Below are 24,265 nucleotides of genomic sequence, written 5' to 3' on the forward strand. Positions count from 1 at the left end.
GCTCCGGTAGGTAACCGGAGCTTTTTAAGTATTAATCATCTAATTCGTTAGAAGACATTTCAAGTACAGTACGCTTACGAGCCATCTCATCAGATTCAAGATACTCATCGTAAGTTGTCATCTTATCAATCATCTGTCCGTTAGGAAGAATTTCGATAATACGGTTAGCTGTAGTCTGTACGATTTCGTGGTCACGAGAAGAGAAGAGGATAACACCTGAGAACTTCTGTAAACCAGTATTAAGTGCTGTGATTGATTCCATGTCTAAGTGGTCAGTAGGTTCATCAAGCATAAGTACGTTAGAGTTTTCAATCATCATACGTGAAAGAAGAACACGCACCTTTTCACCACCGGATAATACCTTCATCTTCTTAGCGCCGTCATCGCCAGCGAAAAGCATTCTGCCAAGGAATCCACGTACATAAGTAGCATCCTTAATTTCAGAGAACTGTGTAAGCCAATCTACAATGAGAAGGTCTGTATTAAAGATGTTAGTGTTGTCCTTAGGGAAGTAAGACTGTGAAGTAGTAACGCCCCACTTGTAGCTTCCTTCGTCCGGCTCCATCTCCCCAGCAAGAATCTGGAAGAGAACTGTCTTAGCCTTTTCGTTAGAACCAACGAAAGCGATTTTGTCTTCGCGGCCAACGTTGAATGAAAGGTGATCAAGGATAAGCTCACCATCAATTGTCTTTGTAAGGTTCTCAACTGAAAGAACTTCGTTTCCGATTTCACGAGCTGGTCTGAAATCGATGTATGGGTACTTACGGCTAGAAGGACGGATGTCATCTAACTGAATCTTCTCTAATGCACGCTTACGAGATGTAGCCTGCTTAGACTTAGAAGCGTTAGCAGAGAATCGCTGGATGAATTCCTGTAATTCCTTAATCTGCTCTTCCTTCTTCTTGTTAGCTTCCTTACGCTGCTGGATGATAAGCTGTGAAGACTGATACCAGAAATCATAGTTACCAGCGTAAAGCTGAATCTTACCGTAATCAATATCTGCTGTATGTGTACATACCTTGTTAAGGAAGTATCTATCATGGGATACAACGATAACTGTATTCTCAAAGTTAATAAGGAATTCTTCAAGCCAAGCGATAGCATCTAAATCCAAGTGGTTAGTAGGCTCATCGAGAAGAAGTACATCTGGTGAACCGAAAAGTGCACGAGCAAGAAGAATCTTGACCTTTAATGCACCTGGAAGCTCAGACATCTGAGTGTAGTGATATTCTGTATCAACACCAAGTCCGTTAAGGAGCTGAGCAGCGTCTGACTCTGCATTCCAACCATCCATCTCTGCGAACTCTGTCTCAAGCTCTGCAGCGCGGATACCATCTTCGTCAGAAAAATCTTCCTTCATATAAATAGCGTCCTTTTCCTTCATGATATCGTAAAGACGCTGGTTACCCATAATAACTGTATCAAGAGCTGTGAACTCATCATACTTGAAGTGGTCCTGCTCTAAGAATGAAAGGCGGTTGCCAGGGCTCATAGTGATTTCACCACTAGTAGGCTCTAACTGACCAGATAAGATTCTAAGGAAAGTAGACTTACCTGCACCGTTAGCACCGATGATACCGTAGCAGTTTCCTTCTGTAAATTTGATATTAACTTCTTCAAATAAGGCCTTTTTGCCAAATCGAAGAGTGACATTATTTGCTTGAATCATTTAACTTCCTTTCTCTATACAAAAAAACAAGTTGGAAAACAAGGCAAGCCAATGAAGTCCAACTAATAATCAAAACAGGTTAATGATATCAAAAAATAGGGTTTTTGTACAGATGGAACTATGAAAAACTAGACCAAAACACCAAAAAACACCAAAAGAAACCTAGAGAATCATAGAAATTTCGCTATTAGTATTATTGCTTTTTAAAATGTTAAATTATATAATATTTAATAAAAAATTTTTGAAAGGTGGTGATATCATGTCAGCTCATAAACAGAATGAACTGGAACAGTTAGAAAACAAAGTTTCTATAGATAATCATGGTGTCATCGCCACAGAAGATTTCGTTGATCCAGAGGTATTATATAAGGAACTTATCGACAGAGTTCGCAAATACCATCCTAATGACGACATTTCTATGATTGAGAAGGGCTATCAGCTTGCCAGCAAGGCTCACGAGGGTCAGGTGCGCAAGTCTGGGGAGCCTTATATCATCCATCCACTCTGTGTTGCAATCATCCTTGCAGATCTTGAGCTTGATAAGGAAACCATCGTTGCTGGTCTTTTACATGACGTAGTAGAGGATACTATCTATACTAAGGAAGAAATAGCAGCAGAATTCTCCGAAGAAGTTGCAGAGCTTGTTGATGGCGTTACCAAATTAGGCCAGTTAAATTACGACGCGGATAAAGTAGAAATCCAGGCTGAGAACCTTCGTAAGATGTTCCTTGCCATGGCTAAGGATATCCGTGTAATCCTTATAAAGCTTGCGGATAGACTTCATAACATGCGTACATTGAAGTACATGCGTCCTGAAAAGCAAAAGGAAAAAGCCAGAGAAACCATGGAAATCTATGCTCCTTTGGCACAGCGTCTTGGTATCAGCAAGGTTAAAATAGAGCTGGATGATTTGGCGTTGAAATACCTTGAGCCAGATGCTTACTACGATTTGGTTGAAAAGGTAGCTCTCAGAAAGAATCAGCGTAACGAATATATCCATTCCTTAGTTGATGATGTTGCAAAACACATTAAGGATGCTGATATTGATGCAGAAGTATACGGAAGAGCTAAGCATTTCTTTAGCATTTATAAAAAGATGGTCAATCAGCACAAAACCATCGATCAGATATATGATTTATTTGCGGTGCGCATCATTGTAGATTCCATCAAGGATTGTTACGCAGCACTTGGTGTTATTCACGAAATGTACACTCCAATCCCAGGCCGTTTCAAGGACTACATTGCTATGCCAAAGCCTAACATGTACCAGTCTTTGCATACCACAGTTATCGGTCCTAACGGTTCACCATTCGAAATTCAGATTCGTACCTACGAAATGCATCGTACCAGTGAATACGGTATCGCAGCTCACTGGAAATACAAGGAAAGCGGCGAAGGCTCTACAGTTGTAGGCGAGGAAGAAAAGCTTTCTTGGCTACGTGAAATCTTGGAATGGCAGCAGGAGATTTCCGATAATAAGGAATTCTCAAGCCTGCTTAAGTCAGACCTTAACCTGTTTTCTGATACAGTATTTTGCTTTACTCCATCAGGAGATGTTAAGAACTTACCTAACGGTTCCACACCAATTGATTTTGCCTATGCAATTCATTCCGCAGTTGGTAACCGTATGATAGGAGCTAAGGTTAACGGTAAGCTTGTGCCTATCGATTATGTCATCCAAAACGGTGACCGCATCGAAATAGTCACATCGCAGAATACCAATGGACCTAGCCGTGACTGGCTCAGCATTGTTAAAAGCTCTCAGGCTAAGAACAAAATCAACCAGTGGTTCAGAAGTCAGTCCAAGGACGAGAATGTTGCAAAGGGTAAGGAACTTCTCATTGCATCTGCAAAACAAAAGGGTATTGATTTAGGCGAAATCAACAAGCCTAAGTATCAAGAGCTTATTAAGAATAAATATGGTTTCCACAGCTGGGAGGATTGTCTTGCCGCTGTAGGCCAGGGAGCCATCAAGGAAGGCGCTGTCATCAACAGAATGAACACTGAATGGCAGAAAGACCATCCTATCAAAATCACTGACGAGGATGTTCTTGCAGAGCATTCCGGCAACAGTGACAAGATTAAACCAAAGTCTAAAAACGGTATTACAGTTAGTGGCATTTATGATGTTTCAGTTCGTTTTTCAAAGTGCTGTAACCCAGTGCCAGGAGATGAAATCGTAGGCTTTGTAACCCGAGGTCGTGGAGTTTCCATCCATCGAACCGACTGCATCAACATGATTAATCTTCCTGATTTCGAAAAGGAAAGATTAATCGAGGCCGAATGGGCTCAGGATTCAGAAGATGAAGGCAAAAAGGGCGGTGTATATCTTACAGAAATCAACATCTACGGTAACAACCGTACAGGACTTCTTGTTGATATCACTCGCATATTTACAGAAAGAGAAATCGATATCGATTCAATCCATTCAAAGACCAGCAAACAGGGCGTTGCCACAATCACTATCAAGTTCGGCACACAAAGCCGCGAACAGCTTCGTTCTTTGGTTGAGAAGATTAAACAGGTTGAATCCATCATCGATGTTGAACGACCTAGAGGATAGTTTGAAATTAATAGTAATGACTATATAGAACAGCTATTTCGCAAAGGATAGCTGTTCTAACATTTTGGAGAGGAATATGAAAGTAGCAAAGGTAATGCTGCCAGCGGCAATGGAAAATTGCTATATGGCTATTAATGAAGATACAAAGGAATGTATTATTATAGATCCAGGCTCAGCTGCAGAAAGAGTTAAATCGGCAGTTGCCCAGACTGGAGCAAAGCCTGTAGCGGTACTTCTTACACATGGACATTTTGACCATGCAGGAGAGGCGGCAACAATAGCAGATGAATACGGAATAAAGATTTACGCTCATGAGGCCTGTGCTGACGAGCTCAAGAACCCAGCTATTAATCTATCTGCTGATATGTACGGAAGCAGTGAAACATACAGAGCAGACATTTTCCTAAAGGATGATGAAGAAATAGAGCTTGCAGGCCTTAAGGTTAAGTGCCTGTTCACACCAGGTCACACACCAGGTGGTTGCTGCTATTATTTTGAAAAAGAAGGCATTGTGTTTACGGGAGATACTCTTTTCAGCGGGTCAGTTGGACGCACAGACTTCCCAGGTGGCTCAATGAGTCAGCTGGTGGGAAGCATCAAATCAAAGCTTATGCCACTTGATGACGACACAATCTGCTACCCAGGCCACAACGAACCAACCACTATTAGCGAAGAAAGGCTATATAATCCATATCTATGATATACGTAAAGTTAAATGAAGATAATTTTGAATATGACATTTATTCCTTGGTAAAGGCATTTTATCCTAAGGAGGAAGTGAAAATCGGCACTGCCGATGCACCTACAGATGAAGAGCTGCTTTTTACCATGGACGTTAAATATGCCGACAACAAGCTTACATTAGATGGCAGAGAGGTTGAGATAGATTATTCCAACAGGCCTGACACTAAGAACCGTCTAAAGCTTGCTATCTACGAAAGCTTAAGCAAGCGCACAGGAAAGACCTTGCCTTGGGGTACACTTACAGGCATTCGTCCTACCAAAATAAGTCTTGGCATGATAGAGGCGGGCGCATCAGATGAAGAGGTTGCTGATTATATGAGGCATACCTACCTTACATCAGATGAAAAGATAGCCTTAAGCCTTGAGGTTTCTCACAAGGAGCACGAGCTTTTATCAAAGATAGATTACGACAACGGCTATTCTGTTTACATTGGAATCCCATTCTGTCCTAGCACATGCCTTTACTGTTCCTTCACTTCATATCCAATAGGATTATGGAAAAAGAAGCTGGACGATTATCTGGCTGCTCTTGAAAAGGAAATGGCTTTTACAGCCGAAGCTTGTAAGGACAAGCAGCTTACCACCATCTACATCGGCGGTGGAACACCTACATCTCTTGATGAAGAGCATTTAGAAAAACTATTGACCTTAGTTGATAAATATTTCAACACCAAGGATTTACTGGAATACACCATCGAAGCTGGCCGTCCAGATTCCATCACCTACGAAAAGCTGCAGGTAATGAAGAATCATCCTATTACCAGAATTTCTATCAATCCTCAGACCATGAATCAAAAGACACTTGATTTAATTGGAAGATTCCACAAGGTAGAGGATATTTACAGGGTATACGGCTGGGCAAGAGAGCTGGGTTTTGATGATATCAACATGGATTTGATTTTAGGTCTTCCAGGAGAGACTATCGAGGATGTTAAGTACACACTTTCAGAAGTGGAAAGACTTGCGCCTGATAACCTGACAGTACATTCATTAGCACTTAAGCATTCTGCAAGACTTAATATAGATAAGGAAGCTTACGACGACTATCTCATCGAAAACTCACAGGCTCACATGGACGCCTGCCTTGAGACTGCTAAAAAGCTTAATCTGATCCCTTATTATTTGTATAGACAAAAGAACATGGCGGCTAACCTTGAGAACATTGGTTACGCCACACCAGGTAAAGAGGGACTTTATAACATCTTGATAATGGAAGAAAAACAAACTATAATGGCACTTGGTGCAGGCTGCTCATGCAAGTTTGTTGCAGACCATGGCGCCACAGTTACAAGATGTGAAAATGTCAAGGATGTCCAGCTTTACATGGACAGAATTGATGAAATGATAGAAAGAAAAAGAGAAAGACTTAGAGAGGATTTAAAATGGCTTTAAACAAGAAACCAGTTAACGGAATGAAGGATATACTTCCTTACGAAATGGAAGTTAGAGATTATGTTACTTCTATTATTAAAGAAACATATCGTTCATTTGGATTTACACCAATCGAGACACCAGCTATGGAGTCAATTGGTAACCTTTCAAATAAGCAGGGTGGAGAGAACGAAAAGCTCATCTTCAAGGTAATGAAGAGAGGAGAGAAGCTTAACATCCCTGAGGCTACTACAGAAGAGGATGTTGTAGATTTTGGTATGAGATACGACCTTACAGTACCTCTTTGCCGTTTCTATTCAAACCATGCTAACGAGCTTACTTCACCATTTAAGTCACTTCAGATTGGTTCCGTTTGGAGAGCTGATAGACCTCAGCGTGGTCGTTATCGTCAGTTCACTCAGTGTGATATCGATATTTTAGGCGAGCCATCAAACCTTGCAGAGATAGAGCTTATCCTTGCAACTACTACAACACTTGGCCGCATCGGTTTCAAGAACTTCGAAATCCGCATTAACGAGCGTCGTATCCTTAAGGCTATGGCTGCTTACGCTGGATTTGCTGAGGAAGATTACGATTCAATCTTCATCACACTTGATAAGATGGATAAGATTGGCCTTGATGGAGTATCTAAGGAGCTTCTTGAGGATGGATATCCACAGGAATCTATTGATAAATATGTAGGACTTTTCGCTGCACTTGAGGGTGTTAAGGATGTAGCAGCAGGAATGGATGTACTTCTTGAAAAGCTTGGTGAGTTCCTTGATGAAGAGGTTGCAGATTGGATGCGTGAAATCGCAACAGCTGTTAATGCTACTAAGGAAGCTGAGTTTGAGCTTGTATTTGATCCTACACTTGTACGTGGTATGAGCTACTACACAGGAACAATCTTTGAGATTGCTATTCCAGAATTTGGCGGAAGCTGCGGTGGCGGCGGACGTTACGATAAAATGATTGGTAACTTCACAGGCCAAAATACACCAGCTTGTGGTTTCTCAATCGGTTTTGAGCGTATCATCCTTCTTCTTATGGAGCAGGGCTTCAAGGTTCCTGGCGCTAACAAGAAGGTTGCTTATCTTGTTGAAAAGGGGTATCCAGCAGATAAGCTTGCAGAGGTTATGGCTCAGGCTAAGGCAGCACGTGCAGAAGGTCAGACAGTTCTTGTTGTTCGCATGAATAAGAACAAGAAGTTCCAGAAGGAACAGCTTTCAAATGAAGGATATGAGGAATTCGTAGAATTTTTCAATAGATAATATTTTGTAGGGTTAATGTTATGAAGATATTAGGGGGCAAAAGAAAACTTAGAAGCAACAGTGCGCTTGCTATTGCAGCAGGCTGCGCTGTTGCTTTTATGTTTATTGCTACAATTATCAGTACTGTTTTGTACAAACAAAGAATGGAAGAGGCCGTAAATTTATTGGCGGAGGCCAAATACAATCAGTACGATTCATATGCGGTAATGATTACTTCCAACGACGATTCTACATTCTGGCAGCAGGTGTATAAATCTGCCAAGGATTATGGAAAAGAAAATGGCGTTTATGTAGATATGATTTCCCAAAGTGTGGATGCCAGCTTTTCAAAACAGGAATTGCTGGAAATGGCTATTGAAGCGGGTTGCGATGCTATCTTCATCGAGGGTGACGACAGTGAGGAGACAGCGGCAAAGCTGTCAAAGGCTAAAAGAAACGGTATTGCTGTGTTTACCATTGGAAGTGATGCAGATTTGGAAAGCCGAATCAGCTACATAGGAGCCAACAGCTATTCTGTTGCCAGCATGTATGGTACGGCGTTGGTGGATAACGTTAAAACCAAGGCCAAGGTTATGGTGATTGGGGCTAATACTGTAAATGAAAATATGGAAAGCACCTTTATCAACAATCTTCAAACATCGCTTATAGGCGAGAACAAGGATAATGTGAACCTTCAGTTTGAGGCCAGGGCTATAGCAGAAACGGGGCCTTTTGCCATAGAAGAGTATGTGCAGAATCTGTTCAAGGAAAACGATTTGGCACCTATTGTTATCTGTTTAGATGAGGAGACTACAGCCGCTTTCTATCAGGCTATGATTGATTACAACAAGGTTGGTTCCATTCTGCTGTTTGGAAGTGATAAATCCCAGACAATCCTTACGGGAATAAAGCAGCACGTTATAGTAAGCTCTGTTTATGTGGATGCAGAAGCCCTTGGCAAGGCGGCAGCAGCTGCTGTAGCAGAATATAGAGATACAGGCTATGTTTCTGATTACATCAGTGTTGACGCAAAGCTAATTGATTCGCGCAATGTAGAAGAAGAGCTTCAGGAGGTGGATAGTGAATAAAGAAAAATCCATTTCCTTAAGAAAAAAGATGATACTGGCCTTTTGTTTGCCAACCATCCTTTTGTTTATTGTTAATATGATGCTGTATTTTGGTACAGCCAAGGTGCTTAATTCATTAGACGAAATCTATTCAAGCAACAATTCCTTGAATCAATTAAGTGATGGTTTGGAAAGCCTTCAGCTTGCAACAGAAGGGTACCTGAATACAAAAACCAGTGATGCCTTAGAGCATTATTATATAAAAGAGCAGGATTACAGCGATTTGCTGATGGCTATAGATGATAACAAGGACGATAATGAATACCGCGTAATGGAGCGAAACATCAAGCGAATGTCCTTAAATTATCTGGAGCTTACCAATCAGGCTGTTGAAAGTAAGCGAGGCGGAAACGTAGAAAAATATAAGGCCATCTATGAGGAAGCCACAAGAACCTATAGCTACATTGAAAGCAGCATAAACAGTCTTAACAACAAACAGTTTATAAATAACTCCAAATCCTACGGCGCTATGATGGGGGCGTTGCAGACCATTGAGCGACTTAACATCATAACACTTGTAACTATAGGCATTGCCAATCTGGTATTCGTAGTACTTATTGCATCAACCATTGCGGACCCACTTGTTAAGCTGGCTGCCACTGCAAACACAGTGTCTCAGGGTAATTTCGATGTGCAGCTGCCAGTAGTTAGAAGCAATGATGAGGTTGGTGTTGTAACCATGGCCTTCAACAAAATGGTCATATCCATCAAGGACTACATTGCAAAGCTGACGGAATCCATGGAAGCCACCAGAAAGCTTAGAGAAAACGAGCTTATCATGGAAAACCACGTAAAGGATGCGGAGCTAAAATATCTGCAGTCCCAGATTAACCCACATTTTTTGTTTAACACACTAAATGCAGGTGCGCAGCTGGCCATGATGGAGGGAGCAGATAGAACCAGCAACTACATTCAGAGGGTGGCAGATTTCTTTAGATACAATATCAAGAAAAACAAGGATGTTGTTACCTTAAAAGAGGAAATTGAACTGGTTGATATATATATCTACATTATTAATGTTAGATTTGCTGGAGAAATCCAGTTTACAAAGGAAATAGACGAGCCTTTTTATCAACGCAAATCCCTAGCATGATTCTTCAGCCTATAGTTGAAAACAGCATCAACTATGGCTTAAGAAACATAGAATGGACTAAAAAGATAGTTCTTTCAGTTTATGAGCTGGGAGATTACGTCTGCGTCAGTGTAAAGGACAACGGAATAGGAATAGAGAAGGAAACAATTGAAAAAATATTGGATGGAAGCTACGTAAGCAATCCAAATAAGTCCGGTTCAAACGGAGTTGGACTAAATAATTGCATAGAAAGGTTAAATATTTTCTATGAAAGGGATGACGTGCTTGATATCATATCAGAAGGAAAAAACAAAGGCACCGAAACCATCCTATATCTACCAAAATAAAAAGATGAGGGTTTTTCATGTACAAAATACTACTAGCCGACGACGAAGGCATCGTCATCGATTCACTGAAATTCATAATAGAAAAGGAATACGGAAGCACTTGCGATATTAGAACAGCCAAAACTGGCCGTCAGGTTATAGAGATTGCTGAAGAATTCCAGCCGGATATTGCATTTATGGACATCCAGATGCCAGGCATAAATGGCATCGAGGCTATGCGTGAAATCAGGCGAACCAATCATCATGTGGTGTTTATCGTCATGACTGCTTACGATAAATTTGATTATGCCAAAGAAGCAATATCACTAGGAGTCCTTGATTATCTTAATAAGCCTGTCAGCAGGGAGGCAATCCTGGATGTGCTAAACAAGGCTATGGGGCAAATCGATGGGGAGCGCAAAAAACGTAGCAACGATTTGCAGGTAAGAGAGAAGCTTGAGACAGTAGTTCCTATCATTGAAAACGGTCTTATTCAGGATTTGCTTTTCAAGGAATATTTCAAGGAAGATATAGATAATTACAAAACCCTTCTTGGCATAGATTCAGAATACGGCTACATGGCCTGCATGGTTTTCGGCAGAGAGCTGGTGGGCAATTACATGACCAGCGCTGTCGCCGTTTCTATTCAGGCACAGAAGGTTTATAGGGAAATTCACACTATAACAGAGGATTATATAAAGGGAATCATGGGTGCTGTTATGTCTAACAAAATCCCAATCCTGATTCCTACTGATTCGCCAACTCTTTCCTATAATGAAAGAAACCAGGTGGTAGAAAACGCCAGAGCCTTGTGTAGAAAGCTATCAGACAGATTTGATATGGATTTTCGTATCGGCTTTGGTTCTGTGAAGCCCCTTGATAGGATGGCAGAATCCTACGAGGAGGGCAATTCAGTGCTGATATCTACCACCAGCCATGTGGCTCATGTGGATGATATGCCAGTGGCTTGCAGATATGAAGAGGATTACCCAATGGACTTGGAAAAGAGGCTGTTTAACGAGGTAACCTTGGGAAATGTTAACGAATCCACAGGCTTGGCCCAGACCTTCTTTGAATGGATGGAGGAAAATTATTCTCATGACAATGACAGCATCAGGCTGAAATGCTTGGAGTTTGTATTATGGGCAGAGCATTTAGCATACGAAAAGACAGGACGAATGTACGAATTCCAAAGCAGATCTAATTATCTGTCAGAGCTTCTTGGCCTGCCTGGGTTATCGGATGTAGGCAGATGGTTTGTGGAAAAGATAAAGGCTGCAGCCTTTTGGGTATCCAATAGGCACGAGGAGCAATCCATGAGTGCTGTAAACAAGGCTAAGCAGTACATTGATGAAAACTATATGAAGGAGCTTACACTTGATGATGTTTCCAGGGTGGTAAACATAAGCTCTTATTATTTTTCAAAGGTATTCAAGGAAGAGACTGGGGAGAACTTCATTGATTATCTTACAAAGCTTAGGATTGAGGCAGCCAAAAATCTGCTAAAGACAACAAATAAATCCATGAAGGAAATTGCACTTGAGGTAGGATATCCGGATCCTAATTATTTCTCTAGAAACTTTAAGAAATATACAGGAAAGACGCCTACTGATTATGCTAAGGGCTGAACATATATAAAGAGGGAATAATGTATGAAAGGTTTTACAAAAATAATATCACTTGTAGTTGCATCAACGCTGCTACTTAGTGGCTGCGGGAATATTTCCGCAAAGGCAGACAAGCCCCAAACGAAGGATAAGGATGGTATAGAAATTGGCTTATGCTTCGATTCCTTTGTAATCGAACGCTGGGAAAAGGATAGAGATGTGTTTGTGGACACAGCATCAGGGCTAGGGGCTACAGTGAATGTTCAAAATGCCAATGGAGATGTGGATAAGCAGATTGAGCAGATAGAGTATCTTGTGGATAAAGGTGTAGATTGCCTGGTTATAATCCCAGTTGACGGAAGCGTGCTGGGGGATGCCGTGGCACTTGCCCATGAAAAAGATATTCCTGTAGTATCCTACGATAGATTGATTCCAAATGCAGACACCGACCTATACATATCCTTTGACAACAATATGGTAGGTCAGATGCTTGGGGAAGCTTTGGTAGATGCAGGAGCAACAAAGGTAGTAAAAATTTGCGGCCCACACACAGACAATAATGTGTCTCTTGTAAGCGATGGCTTTGATTCAGTGATAAAAGAGCACAATGTGGAGATTATCGACAGCTATTATTGCGATGGCTGGAAGGCCGAGCTTGGCGGTGCTTATGTGTACGACAACATGGACACTATAAGACAGGCTGATGCCATCATGTGTGGAAATGATGATGTGGCTACATCTGTTATCAGAGCACTTGCCGTAAGCCAGCTTGCCGGGGTAGTTCCAGTAGTAGGACAGGATGCAGATTTACCAGCCTGCCAACACATAGTAGAGGGCACCCAGCTTATGACTGTGTACAAGCCTGTAGGTGAGCTTGCCAAGCAGGCAGCAGAGCTTTCATATAAGCTTGCCACCGGAGATTCACTATCAGTGGAAGACACCATAAGTGACGGCTCCCATGAGGTGCCATACGTCACCATAGATCCAGTAGCAGTAACAAAGGATAATATCGATGATGTGATTATTGCCGGGGGATTTCATTCACATGAGGATGTGTATATGAATGTGGAATGACCCCTTAGCCTTCCCCCTCTGGGGGAAGGTGCCCCGAAGGGGCGGATGAGGGTATTAGTAAAAAATTGTGATTGTAAAAAAGGACTAGCACAAAAAAATGCTAGTCCTTTTTTCACGTTAACAGGATTTTGAGCAAAAATGTGAAGAAAGTAACAACCATTTTAAGACCCTTTGATGTTAAATTATCTATAGTAACAAAACAACGAAAACGAAAGGGAGGTTTTTCGAAAATGAAGAAAAAGTTATTGAGTGTACTTTTGACAGGTGCTCTTGCTGCTTCAATGTTTGTTGGATGCGGTACTAGCACAGAGACAACAGACACAGGTGCTGCAGCAGGTGGGGATACTGCTACAGAATCAACAACCACAGCAGGTGGCACAAAGGTTGGCGTTGCAATGCCTACAAAGGATCTCCAGAGATGGAATCAGGATGGCGCTAACATGCAGAAGGAGCTTGAGGCAGCTGGATATTCAGTAGATCTTCAGTATGCTTCAAACGATGTACAGACACAGATTTCTCAGATTGAGAACATGATTAACTCAGGATGTAACGTTCTTGTAGTTGCAGCTATCGAGGCTTCATCACTTGGTGAGGCAATGGATATGGCAGCAGAAGCTGGTATCCCAGTTATCGCTTATGACCGTTTGATTATGAACACAGACGCTGTTTCATACTACGCAACATTTGATAACTACAAGGTTGGTACAGTTCAGGGTGAATACATTGAGAAGGAATTAGATCTTAAGAACACATCTGATAAGTTCACAATGGAAATCACAGCTGGTGACCCAGGCGACAACAATGCAGGTTTCTTCTATCAGGGTGCTATGGATGTTCTTCAGCCATACATCGATAACGGAACAATCACAGTTAAGTCTGGTCAGGTAGAGTTCTCTGATGTTGCTACAGCACAGTGGGCTACAGAGACAGCTCAGTCACGTATGGAGAATATCCTTTCTTCTTACTATGCTGATGGCACAGACCTTGACATCTGCCTCTGCTCAAACGATTCTACAGCACTTGGTGTTGAGAACGCTCTTGCAGCAAACTACAACGGTGAATATCCAATCGTAACTGGTCAGGATTGCGATATTGAAAATACAAAGAACATGATCGCTGGAAAGCAGTCAATGTCAGTATTCAAGGATACACGTACACTTGCTTCACAGGTTGTTAAGATGGTAGGCCAGATCCTTAATGGTGAGGAAGTAGATGTTAACGATACAGAGACATACAACAATGGTAATGCAGTAATTCCTTCATACCTTTGCGATCCTGTATTCGCTGATGCTAATAACTACAAAGAATTACTTATCGACTCTGGATACTATACAGAAGATCAGCTTAAGTAAATCAAATGAGTTTTACATGGGGCGAGCAATGCTCGCCCTATTTTTAAGAGAATAGTTTGAAGAGAGTTTACTCTTTAGGGTAATTCTTATTTTTTTATAAGGAGGGAGACTTAAGTGGGAAATATATTACTTGAGATGAAAAATATCACCAAAGAGTTCCCAGGAGTAAAGGCCCTTGATAACGTAAATTTAAAGGTAGAGCAAGGCGAAATTCATGCATTAGTTGGGGAGAATGGTGCTGGAAAATCTACTCTTATGAACGTATTAAGCGGAATTTATCCATATGGTTCTTACACTGGAGACATTGTATATAATGGTGAGGTCTGTCAGTTCCAGAAAATCAAAGATTCAGAGGAAAAAGGAATCGTTATTATCCATCAGGAGCTTGCACTTATTCCTTACATGTCAATTGGTGAGAATATGTTCCTTGGAAACGAGCAGGGAAGCAAAGCATCAATCGACTGGGATAAGACATACGCAGAGGCAGACAAATATTTAAAGATGGTTGGTCTTACAGAAAGCAGCCGTACTCTTATTAAAGATATCGGTGTTGGTAAGCAGCAGCTGGTTGAAATAGCAAAGGCTCTTGCAAAACATGCAAAGCTTCTTATTCTTGATGAGCCTACATCATCTCTTAACGAGACAGATTCAAAGGCGCTTCTAGATTTACTTCTTAAATTTAAGCAGGATGGAATGACATCTATTATCATTTCGCATAAGCTTAACGAAGTTTCTTATGTAGCAGATAAAATCACAGTTATCCGTGATGGTTCTACAATCGAAACACTTGATAAGGCTGTTGATGAAATCACTGAGGACAGAATCATTAAGGGCATGGTTGGTCGTGCAATGACAGACCGATTCCCTAAGAGAGAGAACGTCAAAATCGGTGATATCGCAATGGAGGTCAAGGATTGGACTGTTTATCATCCACAGTTTGCGGAAAGAAAGGTGGTTGATGGGGTATCAATGAACGTTCGTAAGGGCGAGGTTGTTGGTATCGCAGGTCTGATGGGTGCAGGACGTACAGAGCTTGCAATGAGTATCTTTGGTAAGGCATACGGCACAAACATTTCTGGCCAGCTTTTTTTAGATGGCAAGGAAGTTAAGCTTAAGAATATCAAGGATGCAATCAAGCATAAGATTGCTTATGTTACTGAGGATAGAAAGGGTAACGGTCTTGTACTTACAAACCCAATCAAGATTAATACAACTCTTGCAAATCTTTCTGAGCTTTGCAGCAAGCATGTAATCGACCAGGATAAGGAATATCAGGTTGCAGAAGAATACAGAGATAAGCTGAAGACAAAATGTCCTACAGTTGAGCAGAATGTTGGAAATCTTTCTGGTGGTAACCAGCAAAAGGTTCTTCTTGCAAAATGGATGTTTGCAAATCCTGACGTATTAATCTTAGATGAGCCAACTCGTGGTATCGATGTTGGTGCAAAATATGAAATCTACTGCATCATCAATGACCTGGTTGCAGAAGGAAAATCAGTAATTATGATTTCATCAGAGCTTCCAGAGGTTCTTGGCATGTCAGATAGAATTTATGTTATGAACGAGGGCAAGATGGTTGGTGAGATGGCTGGTGCGGAGGCTTCTCAGGAAAGCATTATGTCTTGCATCTTAAAATCATAGAAGGGAGAGAAAACATGGTTTCAGTTAATTTTTCAGAAGTCATCAAAAAGTACACCATGGTTATCGCCCTGGTGGTTATCATCGCAATTTTTTATGTTGGTACAAACGGAACAATCTTACTACCACAAAACATCAATAACCTGCTTTCACAGAATGCTTACGTATTCGTGCTTGCAACAGGTATGCTGATGTGTATTTTGACAGGTGGTAACATCGATCTTTCCGTTGGTTCAGTTGTTTGCTTCGTAGGTGGTATCGGCGCAGTAATGATGAGTAAGGGCATGAATGTATGGTTCGCCGTTTTAGTAATGCTTCTTGTTGGTATTGCAGTTGGTGCATGGCAGGCCTTCTGGGTAGCTTATGTAAACGTTCCACCATTCATTGCAACCCTAGCTGGTATGTACGCATTTAGAGGTCTTTCAAATGTAGTACTTAACGGATATGCAGTTTCAATCACAAACACAACCTACCTTAACGTATTTGGTGGTGGTGCAGATTGCTACATTCCAGATTTCTTCCACGGTGCAAAGCTCAACACCACATGTATGTTGGCAGGAATCATTGCAGTTGCAATCTATGTAATTGTTTCTATTAGAAACAGAATTGCAGCCTCAAGAAAGGGCTATGCTACAACAGGCTTCGCAGGATTTATTGTAAAGCTTGTAATTATTTCAGCTGTTGTTTTATTCCTTACATACAAGCTTGCAGGCTACAAGGGAATTCCAACATCCCTTATATGGATTATTGTTGTAGTACTTGCATATCATTACTTCACAACAAAAACTACTATGGGTCGTTACCTATACGCAGTTGGTGGAAATGAGAAGGCTACACAGCTTTCTGGTATCAATACAAAGAAGGTTTACTTCTTCGCATATACGAATATGGGATTCTTGACAGCTATTGCTGGTATTCTTACAGTTGCCAGAGCTGCAAGTGCTCAGCCTACATACGGACAGTTCTACGAAATGGATGCAATTGGTGCTTGCTTTATCGGTGGCGCAAGTGCATACGGCGGAACAGGTTCAGTATTCGGCGCAATCATCGGTGCCCTTCTGATGGGTGTTATCAACCAGGGTATGTCAATCATGGGTGTTGACGCCAATTACCAAAAGGTAGTAAAGGGACTTGTACTTCTTGTAGCGGTAATCTTTGACGTAGTTTCAAAGAGAGAAAAGAAGTAGGAAGGGGGAACAGAATAGTGAAAGACAAAGTATTAAAAGTATTTAAAGAAAACACAATGCTCATTGTACTGGTCCTTGTTGTCCTCTTCTTTAATGTGATGACAAATGGTACAATGCTTCTTCCAAGCCAGTTCAATGCGCTTATTACACAAAACGCATACGTTTATGTTCTTGCAACAGGTATGCTGATGTGTATGCTTACTGGTGGTAACATCGATTTGTCCTGCGGTTCATTTGTTTGCTTCGTAGGTGTTATAGGTGCAAAGGTTATGGTAGATATGAAGGCATCTACACCAGTAGGAATATTAGTAATGCTCCTCATCGGTGTAATTTATGGATGCGTTCTTGGATTTGTAATTGCTTACATCAACATTCCACCATGGATTGCAACACTTGCAGGCTTCCTTGCACTTAGAGGATGGGGTATCGCTTTAATGCACGGTGCATCAAACATCAGCCCACTTCCAAAGGAGTTCTGCGCAATGTTTACAGGCAAGATGAACGACCTTTTTGGTGGCCCAAGAATAGGCGGTGTTCAGTACAACATGACAAGTATCGTTGCAGGACTCATCGCCTCTGTAATCGTAGTATTACTTCTTTTTAGAAGCCGCAGCGCAAAGCTTAAGAAGGGCTACGAGGCAGACAGCCTTGTAAAGGTAATTGTTAAATGTGTCCTTATTGATTTTGTAATCATGTTATTCGCTTACAAGTTCTCACTTGCAGGTGGTATTCCATACGCACTCATCTGGGTAGCAGTAATCGTACTTATCTACAGCTTTATCACATCTAAGACTGATGTAGGTCGTTACTTCTACACAATAGGTGGCAACGCAGAAGCAACAAGACTTTCAGGTATCGACACAAAGCGAATCATGTTCATTGCATACCTTAACATGGCAGTGCTTACAGTTATTTCAGCATTCCTTACAATGTCACGTTTCTCAGCTGCAAACTCTACAGCTGGTACAAACTACGAGATGGATGCTATTTCAGCCTGCGTAGTTGGTGGTGTTAGTGCATACGGTGGTTCTGGTACAGTATTCGGCATGATCGTAGGTGCAACACTTATCGGTGTAATCAACCTTGGTATGTCCCTCATGGGCATCGATGCCAACTGGCAGAAGGTTGTAAAGGGAGTCGTACTTCTTGGCGCTGTAGTTTTTGAAATCCTAAATAATAAGAAGAATGCAGTTAGATAATTCATTAAGTTTTCTTCATTTTATTCTCTTAAAAAGCCCGCGGGTCACCCTCCGCGGGCTTTTAGTTTGGAGCGATTAGTGATAAGATATAGGCTATGGAAATAATAAAAGGATTTATACAAAGAAAAATGGTTATATTACTGGCGGCGGTTGTATTAGTATTTTTTGTACTTTTTAATTCTGGATTTTTTGGTGGCGATGATGAAAGAATTAGGGTTACCTGTGTTGGTGATAGTTTGACATATGGTAGCGGGGTTATCAAAACCAGAGAGATGGATTCATATCCTGCACAACTACAAAAGAAGCTTGGTACATCACATTTGGTTACCAATTATGGCGTGAGAAATGCTACGGCATCAGCGGATGGGGATGTGCCTTATGTTGAATCGGCGCCTTATAAAAAGTCACTTGATTCAAAGCCTGATATCGTGCTTTTGATGCTTGGTACTAACGATTCCAAAACCTATAACTGGGATGCGGCTTCTTACGAGGAAGGTATCAGAAGCCTGGTGCAGACATATAAGGGACTTGATACTAATCCTACAGTTTATCTTATGCTTTCGCCTTATTGCTATGCATTAGATGGGTCTGATATTGCCGAATATCAGGTTCAGCCTAAGGTGGTGGCTGGAGAAATCAGCGATATTGTAAAGAAGGTTGCAAAGGAAGAGGGCGTTGATGTTATCGATTTGTATTCTGTGACAGTTGATAAGCAGGAGCGCTACAGAGATGGTATTCATTTCGATGCTGAAGGGTACAAAATCATTGCAGATACTATCTATAATGTAATTAAATAAATTAATAGAGATATTTTATCAATAAACCTGTTGACATATTATGTCGGCGGGTTTATATTTTAATCAAACATATGAACAATTGCTCATATGTAAAAATGAAAACATTAAATACCCATTGGGGACGGAGGAAATCACTATGAAGAAAACTTACAAGATTGATGTTGATTGCGCAAACTGCGCTAACAAAATGGAGCAGGCCGCTAAGAATACAGCAGGTGTAGCAGATGCTACTGTTAACTTCATGGCTCTTAAGATGAATGTTGAGTTCGAAGAAGGAGCTGATGTTAAGGCTGTTATGGCAGAGGTTCTTGCTAATTGCAAGAAGGTTGAGGACGACTGCGAGATATTTTTATAAGTTTATAGGCTCGCCTACTACAGGCTATCTATACACAGCGCAAATAGCTTGTAGTTGACAAGGAAAATGTTTCTTAAGGGAAACTTTCTATGTTGAGCGTAGAAATATTTTTCTTGTCAACGTAACAAGCGAGAAACCAACTAGGAGACTAATTATGAATAAGAAACAAAAGAAGGTATTTATGAGGATAATTGCAGCAGCAGTTATGATGATTGTGCTGCTTTTACTTCCATTAGAGGAAAAGAGCATATTAAGATTTGTTCTGTTTTTAATTCCATATTTTACTATAGGCTATGACATCTTGAAAAAAGCCTTTAAGGGCATTAAAAACAGACAGGTCTTCGACGAAAACTTTTTGATGGCGGTGGCAACTGTGGGTGCTATGGCATTAGGTGAATACACCGAAGGCGTGGCGGTTATGTTGTTCTATCAGATTGGAGAATTGTTCCAGTCCTACGCTGTTGGGAAAAGCCGTCGCAACATCTCTGCTTTGATGGACATCAGACCTGATTTTGCAAACGTGATGATTGACGGTTCTCTTACACAGGTTGATCCTGATGAAGTGGAAATCGGTAGCGAAATAATCGTTCAGCCAGGTGAGAAGATTCCAATCGATGGAATTATCATAGATGGAACATCTACACTTGATACAGCAGCCCTTACTGGTGAAAGCGTTCCTCGCAGCGCCAAGCCATCAGATGAGGTTATATCTGGCTGCATTAACATGACAGGTGTTCTTACTATCAAAACCACAAAGGAATTTGGTGAATCTACAGCGTCTAAGATTCTTGATTTGGTGGAGAATGCATCATCCAAGAAATCTAAACCAGAGAACTTTATTTCAAAATTCGCCAGAGTGTACACACCAGTTGTGTGCTATTCTGCCGTGGCGCTTGCAGTGTTACCACCAGTAGTTAGACTCATCATTGGCATGGACCCAATTTGGTCTCAGTGGATTTACAGGGCTCTTACCTTCTTGGTAATCAGCTGCCCATGTGCGCTGGTAATCAGTATTCCCCTTACATTTTTCGCAGGAATCGGCGGCGCCAGCAAGGAAGGTGTCCTTGTTAAGGGCTCTAACTATTTAGACATGCTGTCAAAGGCCAAAATCGCTGTAATGGACAAAACAGGCACATTAACAGAAGGCGTTTTCAAGGTTACAAAGATTGTACCTTCAGATGTATCTTCTGATGAGCTTTTAGAGAAAACAGCCATGGCTGAGGTTTATTCTAATCATCCTATCTCAAAGAGTCTTAAGGAAGCCTATGGCAAGCCTATCAACACAAATGCTGTTTCGGATGTGGAAGAATTATCTGGCCATGGTATTAAGGCCGTTGTTTCAGGCACAACAGTTCATGTTGGAAACGAAAAATTAATGGATAGCATCAATGTTACAGCTGCTTCAGTAAAGGAAGCAGGAACTGTTATCCATGTTGCAATAGATGGAAAATATTCAGGATACATTCTTATTTCCGACCAGCTAAAGCCTACATCTAAGGAGGCTATCAAAGCCATGAAGCGTGCTGGCATCAAAACAACAGTTATGCTTACAGGCGATAGTAGGGCAGTGGCAGATATTGTGGCAGATGATTTGGGACTGGATAAGGTTTATTCTGAGCTTCTTCCTCAGGACAAGGTTACAAAGGTTGAAGAGCTGTTAGCAGCCAAGAACGAAAAGGAACAGCTTATATTTGTTGGCGACGGCATAAATGACGCTCCAGTTTTATCAAGAGCGGATATCGGTATCGCCATGGGCGCCTTGGGCTCAGACGCAGCCATAGAGGCCGCTGATGTAGTCCTTATGGACGACGACCCAATGAAGATAGCAAAGGCTATCGGCATAGCTAAAAAATGTATGCGAATCGTATACGAAAACATTTATTTTGCCATCGGCATCAAGGTGGCATGCCTCATTCTTGGAGCAGTAGGACTTGCAAACATGTGGCTTGCTATTTTTGCAGATGTTGGTGTAATGGTTATCGCAGTAATTAACGCAATTCGCGCATTGCGTGTACATAACGTGTAAAATAGCTTGTAATAAACAAGCAATGATTAAGAAGAGTAAAGATAGCTTGTAGTAAACAATAATAAATTTTCTGAAGGAGACATTAGTCGACGGAAGAATATTTATTATTGTTTGCGTAACAAGCGAGATATACTCAGGAGGTAGACATGGAAAAACATGCCCAGTGTTGCGATGAGCAATGTGTACATACACAATTGGTTGATAAGGTTTTGCAGGAGCTTCCAGACGAGGACGCCCTTTACGACCTTGCAGAGCTTTTTAAGGTCTTTGGTGATAGCACAAGAGTGAGAATTCTTTTCGCTTTATTTGAGACAGAATTGTGCGTCTGTGACCTGTCAGAGGCCTTGGATATGACTCAGTCAGCTATATCACATCAGCTTCAGATTTTGCGTACCAATAAGCTTGTTAAAAGCCGTCGCGAAGGGAAGCAGGTATATTATAGCTTGGCAGATGAACATGTGGTGACCATTATAGCCCAGGGCTTAAGCCACATTTTAGAATAAATTTCAACTGAATATTGACTATCGAAACATTTTCTCATTAACGAAAAAATTGTGAAAAAAGTGTTGACTTCAAACTCATGGTAGTATATTATAACCACTGTTAGCAATAGCTAACTACAGAAAGAGGAAGCTAACATTATGTGTGAAGAAGTATTTGAAATGATTTGTTCCATGGACAGGAGAAAAGTAGAACTACAGCTGGTTTTGCAGTGTGCACCTACTATTGCGGGACTAAAGACATCAAATCTTCTTATTGTTCCACGAGACTTGGAGGACAAGGTTAGATTCGTTTTAAGACACTCTGGGCTGTTGGGGTACCGCCTGGTGTATGACAGAAAACGAGTTATTTTCCTGGTCTTCAACAGGAACATGCTTGTGAACTATCTTTCATCTAAAGAGGTTAGAAAATTTCTAGCAGGTTACGGCTACAGAACAGACGCCTTTGGATATTGCCTCAGGTTTTTCCAGGAGCGCTACGATTCTTTCGTACACAATAGAAAGGATTTCCCTCACGAGATGGGAGTGTTCCTAGGATATCCACTACACGATGTAAAAGGCTTCATTGAACATGGGGGAGATGATTTCGAGCTGTCTGGATATTGGAAGGTATATTCCGATGTAAAGCATGCTCAGGAGTTATTTGAAAGGTTTGATATTGTAAAAGATGATATGGTCCGCATGATTTCCAGAGGCGATTCTATCAAAAGTATTGTTTCTAATTATCAGGCAGACGAGGCTAATGTAGCAGTCTAACAATTAAACTTTTGTAAGGAGAAAAAAATCATGAGTAAAGTCAATGTAGTTTTTTGGTCACAATCAGGTAATACAGAGAGTATGGCAAACGCTGTCGGCGCTGGTGTAACAGAGGCTGGCGGTGAGGCTAACGTAGTATTCGTTGGCAATGCTTCAATAGATGAGCTCAAATCTGCTAAGGCATTTGCTTTAGGATGCCCTGCAATGGGTGCAGAGGTTCTTGAGGAAGGTGAAATGGAGCCTTTCGTTACAGATTTAGAGGGCTTTGTTGCAGGAAAGACTATCGGTCTATTCGGCTCTTATGGCTGGGGAGACGGACAGTGGATGCGCGACTGGGTTGATCGTATGACAGCAGCAGGCGCAACAGTAGTAAACGGTGAGGGCGTTATCTGCCAGGATGCTCCAGATGGTGCAGCAGAGGCAGAGTGCAAGGCATTAGGAAAGGCTCTCGCAGCTATTTAATTAAATTTGCTTATTTCCTTTCCCTAAGTTTCTAACCGGGTTTCTTGGGGAAGTTATTAGACTCCTTTTACAGCCTCCAGGTATGCCAGTGCCTGGGGGAATTTTTTAGATTAAGAATCTGTCTGAATATCAGAAACTTTTTATTAAATTCTAACAATTAAATTTCGAAAAAGATGTTGACATTAGGCGGTTTCTAATATATACTTCTTTTTGTTCGCGAGACAAGCGGACAGCGCAAATTAAAGAATAACGGGGTGTGGCTCAGTTTGGCTAGAGCACCTGGTTTGGGACCAGGGGGTCGCAGGTTCGAATCCTGTCACCCCGACTTAGAAAATAATTAATTTGCGGGTGTGGTTCAATGGTAGAACATCAGCCTTCCAAGCTGAATACGTGGGTTCGATTCCCATCACCCGCTCTTTATTTTCAAAATTTGTAATATGTGTCAGTAGCTCAGCTGGATAGAGCAACGGCCTTCTAAGCCGTGGGTCGGGGGTTCGAATCCCTTCTGGCACATTTAATAATATGGTGGGTGTGGCACAGCTGGTTAGCGCGTCGGATTGTGGTTCCGAAGGTCGAGGGTTCGAACCCCTCTACCCACCCTGTTGCGATAGCAACAAATTGAATAAGGGCACTTAAGTCCTTTGTTGGGCTATCGCCAAGCGGTAAGGCACCAGATTTTGATTCTGGCATTCGCTGGTTCGAATCCAGCTAGCCCAGTTTCGAGTCTATGCCTTTTTATTATGGCAATACTCAACTTACCAACTTAATATGGGGTTGTAGCTCAGTTGGTAGAGCACCTGACTTTTAATCAGGTTGTCGGGAGTTCGAGCCTCCTCAGCCTCAGCAATGAAAGCCTTCAGACTTATGTCTGAAGGCTCAGAGTGTAGACAAAGTGTCGCGGCTTTCGTCGCGACCTTTTCTTTTTAATAAGGAGGAACTGGAGTCAGCGGACTCCAGTTCTTTCATTTTTAGGCTAGCTAAAAGCTGAGAAATCCTTGATTTTCCAAGCTTTCTCACCTCTTTTTTGGTATAATAAATGTATCAAAACAAGGGGTTAGAATAATGATTACAGAACAAAATGAGAAGGCTAGAAAGCAGATTGAATTTGTATGTACTGATGACTTGGTTCCCCAGGATCATCTTCTAAGAATCATAGATAAAGCCATTGATTGGTCTTTTATTTATGATTT

20 protein-coding genes and 6 tRNA genes are annotated in these 24,265 nt (G+C 41.4%); 25 read left to right on the plus strand and 1 reads right to left on the minus strand.

The features are described 5' to 3' along the window. Positions 1–31 precede the first annotated feature (31 nt). Positions 32–1,669, minus strand: coding sequence for an ABC-F family ATP-binding cassette domain-containing protein (locus tag G611_RS0105600; protein ID WP_028242790.1), 1,638 nt, complete (start codon positions 1,667–1,669; stop codon positions 32–34). 259 nt (positions 1,670–1,928) lie between these two features. Between G611_RS0105600 and G611_RS0105605 the strand changes: the two genes are divergently transcribed. The 25 genes from G611_RS0105605 (at position 1,929) to G611_RS0105720 (ending at position 23,918) form a co-directional block, all read left to right on the plus strand. Further along, complete coding sequence (locus G611_RS0105605) at positions 1,929–4,232, plus strand: RelA/SpoT family protein (protein ID WP_028242791.1); 2,304 nt, start codon at positions 1,929–1,931, stop codon at positions 4,230–4,232. A gap of 76 nt (positions 4,233–4,308) precedes the next feature. Continuing rightward, positions 4,309–4,932: an MBL fold metallo-hydrolase gene (locus tag G611_RS0105610; RefSeq protein WP_036948273.1), complete on the plus strand. Its 624-nt coding sequence runs from the start codon at positions 4,309–4,311 to the stop codon at positions 4,930–4,932. After that, on the plus strand, positions 4,929–6,368 hold the full coding sequence (hemZ, locus tag G611_RS0105615) for a coproporphyrinogen dehydrogenase HemZ (protein ID WP_028242793.1): 1,440 nt from the start codon (positions 4,929–4,931) through the stop codon (positions 6,366–6,368). Before G611_RS0105610 ends, hemZ begins: the two co-directional genes overlap by 4 nt. Further along, positions 6,359–7,618 (plus strand): histidine--tRNA ligase, encoded by a 1,260-nt coding sequence (hisS, locus tag G611_RS0105620; RefSeq protein WP_028242794.1) that lies wholly within the window; start codon positions 6,359–6,361, stop codon positions 7,616–7,618. Before hemZ ends, hisS begins: the two co-directional genes overlap by 10 nt. Before the next feature lie 20 nt (positions 7,619–7,638). Beyond that, positions 7,639–8,685: a sugar ABC transporter substrate-binding protein gene (locus G611_RS0105625; RefSeq protein ID WP_028242795.1), complete on the plus strand. Its 1,047-nt coding sequence runs from the start codon at positions 7,639–7,641 to the stop codon at positions 8,683–8,685. Beyond that, the gene (locus tag G611_RS14050; protein WP_242824257.1) at positions 8,678–9,817 is read left to right on the plus strand and encodes a histidine kinase; all 1,140 of its coding nucleotides are present in this window, start codon (positions 8,678–8,680) and stop codon (positions 9,815–9,817) included. Before G611_RS0105625 ends, G611_RS14050 begins: the two co-directional genes overlap by 8 nt. Beyond that, a complete protein-coding gene (locus tag G611_RS15965; protein WP_242824258.1) occupies positions 9,814–10,143 on the plus strand; it encodes a sensor histidine kinase in 330 nt (109 codons plus the stop codon). The genes G611_RS14050 and G611_RS15965 overlap by 4 nt, the downstream gene beginning before the upstream one ends. Positions 10,144–10,160: 17 nt before the next feature. Continuing rightward, positions 10,161–11,750 carry a response regulator gene (locus G611_RS0105635; protein ID WP_028242796.1) on the plus strand — a complete coding sequence of 530 codons (1,590 nt, stop codon included), beginning with the start codon at positions 10,161–10,163 and terminating at the stop codon, positions 11,748–11,750. 24 nt (positions 11,751–11,774) lie between these two features. Then, on the plus strand, positions 11,775–12,803 hold the full coding sequence (locus G611_RS0105640) for a sugar ABC transporter substrate-binding protein (protein ID WP_028242797.1): 1,029 nt from the start codon (positions 11,775–11,777) through the stop codon (positions 12,801–12,803). A 230-nt stretch (positions 12,804–13,033) separates the two neighbouring features. Continuing rightward, on the plus strand, positions 13,034–14,155 hold the full coding sequence (gene chvE, locus G611_RS0105645) for a multiple monosaccharide ABC transporter substrate-binding protein (RefSeq protein WP_028242798.1): 1,122 nt from the start codon (positions 13,034–13,036) through the stop codon (positions 14,153–14,155). Positions 14,156–14,269: 114 nt separating this feature from the next. Beyond that, positions 14,270–15,796 (plus strand): multiple monosaccharide ABC transporter ATP-binding protein, encoded by a 1,527-nt coding sequence (mmsA, locus tag G611_RS0105650; protein ID WP_155942252.1) that lies wholly within the window; start codon positions 14,270–14,272, stop codon positions 15,794–15,796. Positions 15,797–15,810: 14 nt separating this feature from the next. After that, on the plus strand, positions 15,811–16,980 hold the full coding sequence (mmsB, locus tag G611_RS0105655) for a multiple monosaccharide ABC transporter permease (protein WP_028242800.1): 1,170 nt from the start codon (positions 15,811–15,813) through the stop codon (positions 16,978–16,980). Between the two features lie 17 nt (positions 16,981–16,997). Then, positions 16,998–18,179 carry an ABC transporter permease subunit gene (locus G611_RS0105660; protein WP_028242801.1) on the plus strand — a complete coding sequence of 394 codons (1,182 nt, stop codon included), beginning with the start codon at positions 16,998–17,000 and terminating at the stop codon, positions 18,177–18,179. A 95-nt stretch (positions 18,180–18,274) separates the two neighbouring features. Then, positions 18,275–18,976, plus strand: coding sequence for a GDSL-type esterase/lipase family protein (locus G611_RS0105665; RefSeq protein WP_028242802.1), 702 nt, complete (start codon positions 18,275–18,277; stop codon positions 18,974–18,976). 136 nt (positions 18,977–19,112) lie between these two features. Further along, positions 19,113–19,331, plus strand: coding sequence for a cation transporter (locus G611_RS0105670; RefSeq protein ID WP_028242803.1), 219 nt, complete (start codon positions 19,113–19,115; stop codon positions 19,329–19,331). A 154-nt stretch (positions 19,332–19,485) separates the two neighbouring features. Further along, on the plus strand, positions 19,486–21,357 hold the full coding sequence (locus tag G611_RS0105675) for a heavy metal translocating P-type ATPase (protein ID WP_028242804.1): 1,872 nt from the start codon (positions 19,486–19,488) through the stop codon (positions 21,355–21,357). Between the two features lie 146 nt (positions 21,358–21,503). Next, complete coding sequence (locus tag G611_RS0105680) at positions 21,504–21,860, plus strand: ArsR/SmtB family transcription factor (RefSeq protein WP_028242805.1); 357 nt, start codon at positions 21,504–21,506, stop codon at positions 21,858–21,860. A gap of 138 nt (positions 21,861–21,998) precedes the next feature. Beyond that, positions 21,999–22,613 carry a DUF3793 family protein gene (locus G611_RS0105685; protein WP_028242806.1) on the plus strand — a complete coding sequence of 205 codons (615 nt, stop codon included), beginning with the start codon at positions 21,999–22,001 and terminating at the stop codon, positions 22,611–22,613. A gap of 30 nt (positions 22,614–22,643) precedes the next feature. Next, positions 22,644–23,075: a flavodoxin gene (locus G611_RS0105690; RefSeq protein ID WP_028242807.1), complete on the plus strand. Its 432-nt coding sequence runs from the start codon at positions 22,644–22,646 to the stop codon at positions 23,073–23,075. Positions 23,076–23,325: 250 nt separating this feature from the next. After that, a tRNA-Pro gene (locus G611_RS0105695) sits at positions 23,326–23,400 on the plus strand. 19 nt (positions 23,401–23,419) lie between these two features. Further along, a tRNA-Gly gene (locus tag G611_RS0105700) sits at positions 23,420–23,490 on the plus strand. A 24-nt stretch (positions 23,491–23,514) separates the two neighbouring features. Next, a tRNA-Arg gene (locus G611_RS0105705) sits at positions 23,515–23,588 on the plus strand. 12 nt (positions 23,589–23,600) lie between these two features. Then, positions 23,601–23,674: transfer RNA gene (locus G611_RS0105710), tRNA-His, on the plus strand. A gap of 46 nt (positions 23,675–23,720) precedes the next feature. Further along, a tRNA-Gln gene (locus G611_RS0105715) sits at positions 23,721–23,792 on the plus strand. 53 nt (positions 23,793–23,845) lie between these two features. Continuing rightward, positions 23,846–23,918 (plus strand) — tRNA-Lys (locus G611_RS0105720). The last annotated feature ends 347 nt before the right edge of the window (positions 23,919–24,265 follow it).

The organism is Pseudobutyrivibrio ruminis AD2017 (assembly GCF_000424305.1).
GTDB classification, from domain to species: domain Bacteria; phylum Bacillota; class Clostridia; order Lachnospirales; family Lachnospiraceae; genus Pseudobutyrivibrio; species Pseudobutyrivibrio ruminis_B.